This is a genomic window from Streptoalloteichus tenebrarius, from assembly GCF_024171885.1.
GTDB classification, from domain to species: domain Bacteria; phylum Actinomycetota; class Actinomycetes; order Mycobacteriales; family Pseudonocardiaceae; genus Streptoalloteichus; species Streptoalloteichus tenebrarius.
Genome location: NZ_JAMTCP010000048.1, coordinates 17,199 through 28,726, shown reverse-complemented (window position 1 = coordinate 28,726; position 11,528 = coordinate 17,199). Strand labels below are relative to the sequence as shown.

General features: G+C 70.7%; 10 protein-coding genes and 1 tRNA gene. 9 read left to right on the top strand and 2 right to left on the bottom strand.

All coding sequences use genetic code 11. The annotated features are described in order from the left end of the window. Nucleotides 1–41 precede the first annotated feature (41 nt). The 7 genes from LX15_RS27480 to LX15_RS27450 all read left to right on the top strand — a co-directional run bounded on the left by LX15_RS27480 (nucleotide 42) and on the right by LX15_RS27450 (nucleotide 6,389). Nucleotides 42–539 (top strand): nucleoside deaminase, encoded by a 498-nt coding sequence (locus LX15_RS27480; RefSeq protein WP_253672886.1) that lies wholly within the window; start codon nucleotides 42–44, stop codon nucleotides 537–539. 228 nt (nucleotides 540–767) lie between these two features. Then, the gene (locus LX15_RS27475) at nucleotides 768–2,240 is read left to right on the top strand and encodes an NCS2 family permease (protein WP_253672884.1); all 1,473 of its coding nucleotides are present in this window, start codon (nucleotides 768–770) and stop codon (nucleotides 2,238–2,240) included. A gap of 12 nt (nucleotides 2,241–2,252) precedes the next feature. Continuing rightward, a complete protein-coding gene (gene moaA / locus LX15_RS27470; RefSeq protein ID WP_253672882.1) occupies nucleotides 2,253–3,266 on the top strand; it encodes a GTP 3',8-cyclase MoaA in 1,014 nt (337 codons plus the stop codon). 91 nt (nucleotides 3,267–3,357) lie between these two features. Beyond that, the gene (locus tag LX15_RS27465; protein ID WP_253672880.1) at nucleotides 3,358–4,503 is read left to right on the top strand and encodes an XdhC family protein; all 1,146 of its coding nucleotides are present in this window, start codon (nucleotides 3,358–3,360) and stop codon (nucleotides 4,501–4,503) included. Beyond that, complete coding sequence (locus LX15_RS27460; protein WP_308213532.1) at nucleotides 4,500–5,141, top strand: nucleotidyltransferase family protein; 642 nt, start codon at nucleotides 4,500–4,502, stop codon at nucleotides 5,139–5,141. The genes LX15_RS27465 and LX15_RS27460 overlap by 4 nt, the downstream gene beginning before the upstream one ends. Before the next feature lie 29 nt (nucleotides 5,142–5,170). Further along, entirely contained in the window at nucleotides 5,171–5,554 is a 384-nt protein-coding gene (locus LX15_RS27455; RefSeq protein ID WP_253672878.1) for a hypothetical protein, read from the top strand. Nucleotides 5,555–5,774: 220 nt separating this feature from the next. Further along, the gene (locus tag LX15_RS27450; protein ID WP_372502801.1) at nucleotides 5,775–6,389 is read left to right on the top strand and encodes a TetR/AcrR family transcriptional regulator; all 615 of its coding nucleotides are present in this window, start codon (nucleotides 5,775–5,777) and stop codon (nucleotides 6,387–6,389) included. A 37-nt stretch (nucleotides 6,390–6,426) separates the two neighbouring features. Here the strand turns inward: LX15_RS27450 and LX15_RS27445 are convergent, their stop codons facing one another. Then, on the bottom strand, nucleotides 6,427–6,648 hold the full coding sequence (locus LX15_RS27445) for a DUF3618 domain-containing protein (RefSeq protein WP_253672874.1): 222 nt from the start codon (nucleotides 6,646–6,648) through the stop codon (nucleotides 6,427–6,429). Nucleotides 6,649–6,794: 146 nt separating this feature from the next. Between LX15_RS27445 and LX15_RS27440 the strand changes: the two genes are divergently transcribed. After that, a tRNA-Leu gene (locus LX15_RS27440) sits at nucleotides 6,795–6,871 on the top strand. A 282-nt stretch (nucleotides 6,872–7,153) separates the two neighbouring features. On the opposite strand, the gene LX15_RS27435 is transcribed toward LX15_RS27440, so the two are convergent. Beyond that, the gene (locus LX15_RS27435; RefSeq protein ID WP_253672872.1) at nucleotides 7,154–8,890 is read right to left on the bottom strand and encodes a hypothetical protein; all 1,737 of its coding nucleotides are present in this window, start codon (nucleotides 8,888–8,890) and stop codon (nucleotides 7,154–7,156) included. Between the two features lie 74 nt (nucleotides 8,891–8,964). Between LX15_RS27435 and LX15_RS27430 the strand changes: the two genes are divergently transcribed. Continuing rightward, nucleotides 8,965–11,358, top strand: coding sequence for a tetratricopeptide repeat protein (locus tag LX15_RS27430; RefSeq protein WP_253672964.1), 2,394 nt, complete (start codon nucleotides 8,965–8,967; stop codon nucleotides 11,356–11,358). Nucleotides 11,359–11,528: the final 170 nt, after the last annotated feature.

Genomic DNA, 11,528 nt, shown 5'->3' with positions numbered 1-11,528 from the left:
AAACACAGGGAACCAGCGAACTGGAACACAAGGAGGGGCCCGTGACGCTCCAGGTTCCGACCGACCGCGACCGGGACGACCTCGCCCTGCTCACCGAGTGCGTCCGGCTCGCGGCGGACAACGTCGCCAGCGGCGGCGGCCCGTTCGGCGCGCTCGTCGCCAGGGACGGCGAGGTGCTCGCGGTGGGCGTCAACCAGGTCACCCCGACCCTCGACCCCACGGCGCACGCCGAGGTCGTCGCGATCCGCGCGGCCTGCCGGCGGATCGGCGACTTCCGCCTCACCGGCTGCGTGCTGGTCACCTCGTGCGAGCCCTGCCCGCTGTGCCTGGCGGCGGCGCTGTGGGCGCGGGTCGACCGGGTGCTCTACGCCGCCGACCGGCACGACGCCGCCGAGGCCGGCTTCGACGACCTGGCCTTCTACCGCCTGTTCGAGACCCCGAGGGACCGGTGGTCGGTGCGGGTGGAGCAACTGGCCTGCGCCGGGCGGACCGACCCGTTCACCGCGTGGCTGGAGCGCCCCGACCGGGTCGAGTACTAGGTCGAGCGCCAGGACCGGGGCGTTCCAGCCGCCCCGTCGGCGTGGGCCGGCGACCCGCACCGGCCCGCGCCCCGCACCGGAGGCGGCCGCCCCCGGTGCCCCAGACGCGGCCCGTCCGCACCCGACGGACGCGGCGCGACGGTGCTGACCGGAGCATCGCGACCCACCGACACCCGCACCGCCGCGATCCTCTCCGGGCCGAGGGGGCGCGGCGGTACACCCACCGGCATGGGGAGGGGCACCTTGACCCTGCGCAGCGACACTCCCGAGGCGGCCTTACCGCCGTCCCCCGGCCCCCGGCGTCCGTTCCTCGACCGTCTCTTCGACGTCGGCGGGCGCGGCAGCACCCTCGGCCGCGAGATCCGCGGCGGCGTCACCACGTTCGTGGCGATGTCCTACGTCATCCTGCTCAACCCGCTGGTGCTGGGCGCCACCACCGACGTCACCGGCGCCCGACTGACCACCGAGCAGGTCACCACGGCCACCGCGCTGGCGGCGGCGGTCATGACCGTCCTCATGGGACTGGTCGGCAACGCGCCCCTCGCGGTCGCCGCCGGACTGGGCGTCAACGGGGTCGTGGCCTTCCAGATGGCGCCGACGATGACCTGGCCCCAGGCGTTCGGCCTGGTCGTGGTGGAGGGCGTGTGCATCGTGCTGATGGCCGTCAGCGGGGTGCGCGAGCGCGTCATCAACGCCATCCCCGCGCCGCTGAAGACCGCGATCACCGTCGGGATCGGGCTCTACATCGCGTTGGTCGGCCTGGTCAGCGCCGGTTTCGTCACCAGGACCCCCGACGCGGCCCGCTCCACCGTCCCGGTGCGGATGGGCGCGGACGGGCACCTCCAGGGCTGGCCGGTCCTCGTCTTCTGTGTGGGTCTGCTGCTCATGGTCGTGCTGGTGGCCCGCCGCACCCCGGGGGCCGTGCTGATCAGCATCGTCGCCGCCACCCTGCTGGCGGTCGGGCTGAACCTCGCCCTCGACATCCCGGACTGGGGCCTGGTCGAGCCCCGGGTGCCCGACCACCTGGTCGGCGCGCCGGACTTCTCGCTGCTGGGGCGGGTCGACCTGCTCGGCGGGTTCGCCTCGGCCGGGGCGATCGCGGCGACCGTCTTCCTGTTCACCCTGGTGCTCTCCGGGTTCTTCGACGCCATGGGCACGATCACCAGCGTCGCGGCCGAGGCCCGCATGACCGACGCTGACGGCCGGGTGCCCGGGATGGGCCGCATCCTCGTGGTCGACGGGGCCGGCGCGGTCGTCGGCGGGCTCACCGGCTCCTCGCCCAACACCGTGTTCCTGGAGTCGGCGGCGGGGGTGGGCGAGGGGGCGCGCACCGGGCTGGCCAGCGTCGTGACCGGCCTGCTGTTCGGGCTGACATTGCTGTTCACCCCGCTCGCGGCCGTGGTCCCCGCGCAGGCCGCCGCCCCGGCCCTGGTCGTGGTCGGCGGCATGATGGTCGCCCAGTGCCGCTCCATCCCGTGGCAGGACCCCGACTACACGATCCCGGTGTTCCTCACCGCCGCGGTCATCCCGTTCACCTACTCGATCACCAACGGTGTCGGCGCGGGACTGGTCTCGTTCGTGCTGGTCAAGACGTTCCGGGGCCGGTGGCGGGAGGCCGGGTGGACGCTCACCGCGATCGCGCTGCTGTTCGCGGCGTACTTCGCGGTCGAACCGATCGAGACGCTGCTGAAGGGCTGCTGAAGGGCTGACGCCATGCCTGCTCGCCCCCTGGTCGACCGGTTCGGTCGAGTCCACACCGACCTGCGGGTCTCCCTGACCGACCGGTGCGACCTGCGCTGCCGGTACTGCATGCCCGCCGAGGGCCTGCCGTGGCTGCCCCGCGCCGAGCTGCTCACCGACGCGGAGGTGCTGCGCGTGGTCGGGGTCGCCGTGCGCGACCTGGGCGTCCGCTCGGTCCGGTTGACCGGGGGCGAGCCGGCCCTGCGGCGCGGCCTGGTCGACCTCGTGCGCGGGCTGGCGACCCTGCGCCCCCGCCCGGCGCTGGCGATGACGACCAACGGCACGGCGCTGGCCCGACTGGCCGGCCCGCTCGCCGAGGCCGGCCTCGACCGGGTCAACGTCTCGCTCGACACGCTCCGGCCGGAACGGTTCCTCCGGCTCACCCGACGCGACCGCCTGCCGGACGTCCTCTCCGGGTTGCGGGCCGCCTCGGCGGCCGGGCTGACCCCGGTCAAGGTCAACGTGGTGGTGTGGCGCGGCTTCAACGACGACGAGATCGTCCCGCTCGCCGAGTTCTGCGTGGAGCACGGCTACCAGGTGCGGTTCCTCGAACAGATGCCGTTGGACGCCCAGCGCGAGTGGAGCGCCGACGGCGTGGTGACGGGCGCCGAGGTGCTGGACCGGTTGGCGACGCGCTGGTCGCTCACCCCGGTTCCCGGCCGGGGCGCCGCGCCCGCGGAGACCTTCCTCCTGGACGGGGTGCGGTCTCCCGACGGGGCTCCCGCCGTCGTCGGCGTGGTCGCGCCGGTCAGCCGCCCGTTCTGCCGCTCGTGCGACCGCCTGCGCCTGACGGCGGACGGGCAGATCAGGGCCTGCCTGTTCGCCACGCGGGAGACCGACCTGCGGACACCCCTGCGGGACGGGGCCAGCGACGCGGAGCTGGCCGAACGCTGGCGCACGGCCGTCGCGGGCAAGGAGGCGGGGCACCGCGTCGCCCAGCCCGACTTCGAACAACCGGCGCGGCCCATGTCCGCGATCGGCGGTTGACAGGGGCCTCCCTCCCGGGGCGTGTCCCGGAGGGAGGCCCGACCGGACCACGTCACACCAGGGCGGACAATCGGACAGGCAGGGGGTCGCCATGAGGGACATCGCGACGCAGGTTCTCGACTGGGACGCGGCGGGGCAGCCCTACGCGGTGGCGAGCGTGGTGGCGGTGCGGGGCAGCGCTCCCCGGGAGTTGGGGGCCGCGATGGCCGTGCGGGCCGACGGCGCCGTCGTCGGGAGCGTGTCCGGGGGCTGCGTCGAGGCCGCGGTCTACGAGCTGGCGCGGCGCGCGCTGGCCGAGGGACGACCGCTCACCGAGTCCTACGGCGTCGCGGGGGAGTCCGCCGACGATCCGTTCGCGCCCAGCCTGACCTGCGGCGGGGAGCTGGACGTCTTCGTCCAGCCGATGCGTCGCCCGGCGTCGGGGCCGGTCGCGGAGGCGCTGCGGGTCGCGGAGGCCGCGCGACGGGTGGGCGAGGAGGCCGGCGAGCCGGTCGCCCTGGTCAGGGTGGTGCGAGGTCCGGCCGCCGTCCTCGGGGCGGCGCTGGCGGTCTACCGCGACCGGCACAGCGGCACCACCGGTGATCCCGCGCGGGACTCGGTGGTGGTCGCGGAGGCGAGGGCCGCGCTCGACCAGGGCGTGACCGGGCTGCGCGACGTCTGTGCCGACGGCACGACCGAGTTCACGGTCTTCGTGGAGTCCTGGGTGACCGCGCCGCGCATGCTGGTCTTCGGGGCGATCGACTACGCCGCCGCGGTGGCCGCCGTCGGGCGGTTCCTCGGTTACCGGGTCACGGTGTGCGACGCGCGGCCGGTCTTCGCCACCCCCGCGCGGTTCCCCCAGGCGCACGAGGTGGTGGTGGAGTGGCCGCACCGGTACCTGGCCCGCACTCCGACCGACGAGCGGACCGTCGTGTGCGTGCTGACGCACGACCCGAAGTTCGACGTCCCCGTGCTGGTGGAGGCGTTGCGCCGCCCCCTGGCCTACGTGGGCGCGCTCGGGTCGCGGCGCACGCACGAGGACCGGACCCGTCGGCTCCGCGCGGCCGGCGTGACCGACGCCGAGCTGGCGCGGCTGCGGTCGCCGATCGGACTGGACCTCGGCGCGCGGACGGCGGAGGAGACGGCGGTGTCGATCGCGGCGGAGATCGTGGCGGTGCGGCGCGGGGGCGGTGGCGCGCCGCTGTCCACCACCGACGGGCCGATCCACCACGAGACGGTGAGGGCGGTCCGGCCGTGAGCGGGGTCGCCGGCCTGCTGTTGGCGGCCGGCGCGGGCCGCCGTTTCGGGATGCCCAAGGCGCTGGTCGAGTGCGACGGCCGGTTGCTGGTCGAGCGGGCGGTCAACGTCCTGCGCTCCGGCGGCTGCGCCCCGGTGGTCGTCGTGCTCGGCGCGGCCGCCGCCGAGGTCCGGCGGCTCGCGCGGCTGGGTGACGCGGTCCTGGTCGACAACCCCGACTGGCCCACCGGCATGGGCTCCTCCCTCCGGGCGGGTCTCGCCGCGCTCGCGGACGGGGACGCGCGGGCGGTGGTCGTGCTGCCGGTCGACATGCCGGGGGTCACGGCCGAGGCGGTGCGCCGGGTGGCGGCGTTCGCCCGACCGGATGCCCTCGCCGCGGCCACGTACGGGGGAGTGCGCGGCCACCCCGTCCTCCTCGGGCGGGACCACTGGCCCGGCGTGGCCCTGGCGGCGCGGGGAGACGTGGGAGCCCGCGACTACCTGCGGGAACGCCAGGTCCGACCGGTCAGGTGTGACGAAGTCGCCTCGGGTGAGGACTTCGACCTGCCGGGTGACGTGGCTGCGGGTAACGTGAGCCGGCGGGGTTCACCCAAATGGGGGATCGCACGGGGAGAGTGCGGCCGGGGTGACCCCGGGTAACGCAGGACCACCCGTGGGGGAGTACAGGCATGGCGAAGGCACCGGTCGTGGTGAACTACGTGCCCAACGGCGACGACTGGGACATCGTGGTCAGGGTCGACGAGGTCGAGAGAGCGGCGCAGGCGCCCGGCCTGATCGCCGCCAGGGACCGGGCCGACCAGATCGTCGAGGAGCTGGCGGGCGACGCCGGCCAGCGGACCGTGGTGCACCTGCTGGCGGGCGACGCGCTGGCCTTCACCACCGCCTACCTGCACGCCCAGCACACCGCGATGACCCTGGGCGGCGAGAAGCCGGCCGAGGCCGAGGAGGCGCCGGCCGCCACCGACGCCGAGTCCGACGGCGCCACCGACGCCGACGCCGCCACCGAGGCCGCTCCCGAGGCCGACGCGGCCAGGGAGAAGGCCGACGCCTGATCGTGTGGCCGGGCGGCGGGCTGGTCCCCGCCGCCCGGCCACCCGGACGTGAGGCGCCGCCGATGCCCCGGTGCGGCGGACCTCAGTGGACGGACGTGTGGGCCGATCGTCCAGGTCATTGCCGTTCCCCCCGAGCCGCCTAGGATGTGGCAGGCCGGAGGAGCGTGATCGCGCACCGGGCGGCGCCGGCCGTCTGGGCGCGGCGGGCCAGGAGGAGGCAGTGTTGGCCACCGCGTCCGAACAGGGGCCCCTCGGACCACGGGCCGCCCAGCGCGGCCGACCGCGCGACGCGAGCCGCGACGAGGCGCTGCGCCAGGCCGCGCTGGAGGTGATGGCCGAGGTCGGCTACCGGGCGTTGACCATGGACGCGGTGGCGACCAGGGCCAGGGCCGGCAAGGCCACCATCTACCGCCGGTGGGAGTCCAAACTCGACCTGGTCATCGACACCACCAACCACCTGGCCAGCCAGCGGCTGCCCGAGCCGGACACCGGCTCGCTCGCCGGCGACCTCACCGAGTTCCTCACCGGCTTCGCCCGGTTCCTCACCGGGCCGGTCGGCAAGGCCGCGCAGGCGCTGGTCGGCGAGCTGCCGCACGAGCCCGAGCTGGCCGAGGCGTTCCGCGGCACCTTCCTGGCGCAGCAGGACGCCGTGCTCGAACGCATCCTCGACCGGGGCCGGCGGCGGGGCGAGGTGCGGCCGGACGCGCCGGTGCGGATGGTCGTCGAGGTCGCCGGGGGCGCGTTGGTCCGCCGCCTGATGCTCACCGGCCAGCCGCTGGACGAGTTGTTCGTCGACAACCTCGTGCGCGGGGTGCTGCTCCCGCTCCTGAGCTGACGTTCCCCGCCCGGGGCCGGTGGCCCCGGGCGCCCGCTCAGCGGAACATGCGGCGCAGCAGCGCCAGCGCCACCAGGCCGCCCACGGCGTAGAGCGCGTACTTGATCCTCGGGTCCTCCAGCCGGGCCCGCACCGTCGACTTCGCGGTGTCCACGAAGCGCTGCGGGTTCGCCCTCCTGCCCAGCTCGTCCAGCGTCACCGCGAGCGCGTCGCGGGCCTGCTCGATCTCCCGCTGGATGGTCTCGGGGTCGCGCGCCACGTGTCCTCCTCGCACCTGCCGGGTCCTGCCGCGACAACGGTAGTTGACCGCTCTTCCCGGCCGGTGGCCCGTGCCCCGATACCGGCCCCCGCTCCGCTCCGGGACCGCCCCGTTCTACGCTGGCCCCATCCCGGGGACCCCGGGATGGGGCCATAGCCCAACCGGCAGAGGCACACGGTTTAGGTCCGTGACAGTGTGGGTTCGACTCCCACTGGCCCCACCACGAGTCGCATGGGAGAACCCCTGGTTCGGACAGGAGTCTCCCTCCATCTTGTCTCTTTCGTCGCCATCGTCGGTCGCCGTGAACGCGATGGTGCAGTCGAGTCAGGACGGTTACCGCGCCCTCCGGAGAGTCTTGGCCTGCGCAGTGCGGTCGTCGAATCGACAGGGTCGCCGCGGCAGGACCGCGGCATGCGTTGACGCCGCAGTAGGCGCTTGCTGTGCCCATCGCGGACGGTTCCGGCGGGTTTGGCGATGGCGGGCTTGGTGGCACGGGTGGCCGCGCTCAGACTCGCTCATCAGATCTGTGGAGGTCTACTGCTTGCATCGCGACAGCCGCTGACGCCAAGACGAACAGCACTGCTGGGTCAATGGACTGGGCTTGCTTCTTTCTCACCTCGGCGCAGGCACTAATCCGTTCCTCCAGGTGTTCGCCACCCCAGTGACGAGCCAGGTCGAGTGCCCTCTCCCGCATGGCAGGAACACTCTTGAAACTTCGGAGGAGGTCGGCACTCCAACCTCTGGCGAGTTCTGCGACGGCCTTAGTTGACGGGCTGCTGTCGGAACTGGGATCGCTGTCGAACGTAGCAATCAACGCCCTGGCGACGTTGGGGTCCGTGATCGCTTGCCAAATTGTCATTATGGTGGCCGCCCGGCGCAGTTTGCTGATCTCGTGTTCGTGATCGGGTGGCTCTTCTTCGGGATGTCGCCGAAGATAGTTAGCAACGGCCTTCTCCCACTGCCGATGGTCTTTTGTGGACATGGCGGAACCGTCAATGTTCGGAAGTGGCAACTTCTTCTTGAAGAACGCGTGGACCCATGCTGGATGGATGCCGATGGCCTCCAAAACATCTTTCATCTTTATTAGCGCTGTCTCCAGGTCGGCGCCCTCAAAAAACTCGCCGGGACCCGGCGGACGACCGAATTCTTCTTCGAACTTGTCGTATCCGCTTCTCAGGCTCGCCGCGGTGACCGCGTCCATTTTGATCGTTCGACCTGAGCGGGTGCGCACCTCGCGGTGTCCGAACTCGAAGGCGAGGGGTGTGAAACCAGTTCCGGGAGCACTGTGCCATCGTCGGTCGCCCTCGTTCACGGGGCGGGTGAAATCCGGAATCATGAACAACCGACTGACCGTCGCGCGGGGCGACAGCTCCTGTACTGCGGAGATCATGATGGTGTCAGTGACCTGTGCAATAGGTGAGTCTTCGCGAAGGCCCAGCGCCCATGCGGTCGCGCGGTCATATAGTTCATCGGGAGGTTCGTCGTCCGACGCGACCAGTCCCACATAGAGCGCGACCAAGAGCGCTGCCGAGTCGGTGTGAACGGGGAGACCGAAGTGCTCGAGCAGGAACAGGCCGTTACTGAGTCCGTCGGCACACGTTCTCCCTTCGGCCAGTCCGGTTTTGAGGTCAGCGAAGAACTGTTCCGCCCGTCGAAGCGCTTCCGTGGATGGTGATGGCGGCGTGAAGTCCTGACGCGGGCCACAGATGAATCGAGGCTCGGAGAAGGCTGTCGCAGGATGGAGCGATCTCGGGAGATCGTGTTGGTCGAGTCCCGCGGCTTCCAGTCGTCCGGCCAGGAGTAGAAGCGCCTTCGGGCTGTCGATCGGAAGATCGCGCTCCTTGCTGAGCTGGACGGCTTCGCTCACGAAGCGCTCGACGTCCTTCCAATGGGGAGTTTGGCGCAGCAGATCGGTCCACGCGGCTCGGCAGTTCCCGAACTCGTACTCGTCGCGGAAGGTCTGAGGAAAGGTCATTCCCAGCAGTAACAAGTCCAGTGGGTCCGTCCTGTGGAACCACTCGGGGCAGTCCCCTTCTACCTGTGCCAGGCCGATTGCCACGTAGCCCGCGGCGTAGGCCCCGGCCAGGGTCAGTCGTCCAGGGGGATTGGTCGCGAGCAGTCCGCGCAGCGCGCGTTCAGCGGCGAGCTGACCATCGAACGATTCATTCGACGCCGAGTCTCCTCGACGTCTCGCTCGTTTCTTCTTCGGTTTGGACCGCTTGTCGCGTCCGCCTTTGGTCACGGTTGATACCCTTTCTCAGGAGATGCCGATGAGGGTGTGTCCACCGCTCCGCGCAGGCTATGGTATCCACCGTGATGGTGGGTGGAGGGGATCACGACGAGCCTGGCGAGCACAGTGGCCGGAGTTCGACGACCAACTCGACCTCGGAGAGCACAGTCCACGGCAGTGTCCTGCAGATCGGGCGTGCTGATGTCGTCAGTCTCGCCGTGCCGTCAGCGGGGATCGCCCACCTCGAGGACCCGGATCTCTGGCCATACGCGCGTATCTGGGACCCGCTGGAAGCTGGCACGCACCCCGCGCGTTCGTCCGCAGGTGGTGAAAGGGTTCCGCCTTACGTGGAACGGGACATCGATGCCCGCCTGCGGGCCAGAGTGGGTGCCGCGGCCGAAAACGGCGGTTTTGTTCTCGTGCTCGGGCACTCGGCCGCGGGAAAGACGAGGGCGGCGTTCGAAGCCGTGCGTTCGGTGCTTCCGGACCACCGCGTCGTCGCGCCCTCGGTCGGAGCTGAACTGCCCATCGTTCTTCGGACAATCACCAAGAAGCGCGTGCGATGCGTTCTCTGGCTCGACGATCTCGAGGACTTTCTTGGGCCGAATGCGCTTGACCAGCGCACTCTCGCCCAGTACATGCGACTCCGTGTTCCGATCATCGCCACCATGAGTGTCCGTTCGTTCGAGATCTTCAACGCGGCGGCCCGAGAACGCGATGACGCGAGCACGGCACTCGGTGCGATCAAGGCGCTACGCATCAGTGAGCGCGTGCTCGAGATGGCCGAGCCGATCGAGGTTCCACGGATCTGGAGCGAGAGCGAGATCGAGCGCGCGCGGATGTGTGATGACGACAGGATCGCGGACGCGGTCGGCCGCCACGGTCCCTACGGTGTCGCCGAGTACCTCGCCGCCGGGCCCGCGATCTGGTCGGAATGGCGACGCTCGATGGACATCGACGGACAACCCAGAGGCGCCGCCCTGGTGGCGGCCGCGGTCGACCTGGCGAGAACTGGATTACCGGGGCCGTACGCCGAAGAGCTGATCGTTGACCTCCACGAGCACTACCTGGAGGAACAAGGCGGGTATCTGCTTCGTCCCGAGCCTCTCACGGATGCCTTCGCCTGGGCGAGTCGAAAGCGTTTCGGCGTCACGAGCCCCTTGCTTCCGGTCAAAGCGAGACACTGGGGGGTGTTCGACTACCTGGTCGACGGAATGGGCCGCCTCTCGCCCTGTCCTCCCGTGCCGGACCACGTGTGGCGGCGAGTTCTCGAGGAGGCGCCGCGAGACGAACTCATGAGCATCGCGGTCTACGCGGCGGAGGCGGGCACGGCGACGTCGTTCGAGATTGCGGAGAGGGTATGGAGTCGTGTGGCGGCGGCAGACGCCGGACCTGCCTCCGCGTTGGCGGCGTACAACATGGGCGTCCTCTGCATGGAGAACGACCGTCGAGACGAGGCTCGGGTCTATTTTCGGCGGGGAGCTGAGCAGGGTGAACCAAAGGCCGCGTACAACCTCAGCGTGATGTTGAACGACGACGGTGATCACGCCGAAGCGTTGAGGTGGAGTAAAAACGCGGCGGAGTCCGGGTATCCTCCGGCATTTTTCCTGGTCGGGGCGCAACTGGAAGAACAGGGATTCTCCGACGAGGCTGAGGTTTGGTACCGCCGTGGCGCGCAGAGTGGCGACCACCGGTCCGCCACGAATCTCGGTCGAGTGATGTGCGAAAGCGGAAGGGTGGATGAGGCGCAGCCCTGGTTCCAGCTCGCGGAGCGTTCTGGTGATCAGTACGCGACGTTCAACATCGGGCGCTTCCACCACGACGCCGGTCGACTGGAGCAGGCGGAGTACTGGTACGAGGTGGCATTCGAGCGAGGCTTGCCGGAGGGGGCGTTCAACCGGGGGGCCCTCTGTCTCGAGAAGGGTGACAGCGCGGGAGCCGAGGTTTGGTTCCGCCGTGCTTTCGAAGCCGGCTTGGCGCGCGCCGGAGGGAGTCTCGGCAACGTGTTCCGCACGGCCGGCCGGGATGAGGAAGCCGAAGAGTGGTATCGACGCGCCGCGGAGTGCGGGCATGTCGACTCGGCCAAGGTGCTGGCCGCGATTCTGTACCGATCAGGTCGTTCTGAGGAGTCCTTGGCCTGGCTCAGGCGAGCGATGGCCCTGGGAGACCGGGACGCGGCCGCCATCCTGGGCGAAGTGCTCGAAGAGCTCGGGCGAGTGGATGAGGCGATCGAGCCTCTGACTGTTGCGGCCGACGCCGGGAACCTTGACGCCGCCTACAACCTGGGAGCGATCTTTGCGAATCGAGGTGAGGTGGAAGGAGCTTTGCGGTGGTATCGGCGGGCCGCAGAAGGTGGTGACACCGAGGCGGCGATGAACCTTGCCGACGTACTCTTCAGAGAAGGCCGTGTCGCGTCCGCTGTCTGGTGGGGACGACGAGCGCGCAAGCTGCGAGCGGAAGCTCGGCAGCGTGTCTCATAGGACGTTCAGCACCCGGTTGTGATCGGGTCGGGGATTCCGATGTTCGGCGGGCGCGGGTTCGAGCCGCACCGGTTCGACCTCGTCGACACCCAGGTGTTCACCAGCGGCGTGGTGCACCTGACCTACGCGAGGCGGCAGGGCCAGCCGCAGGCCTGACGCATCGGCCGGAA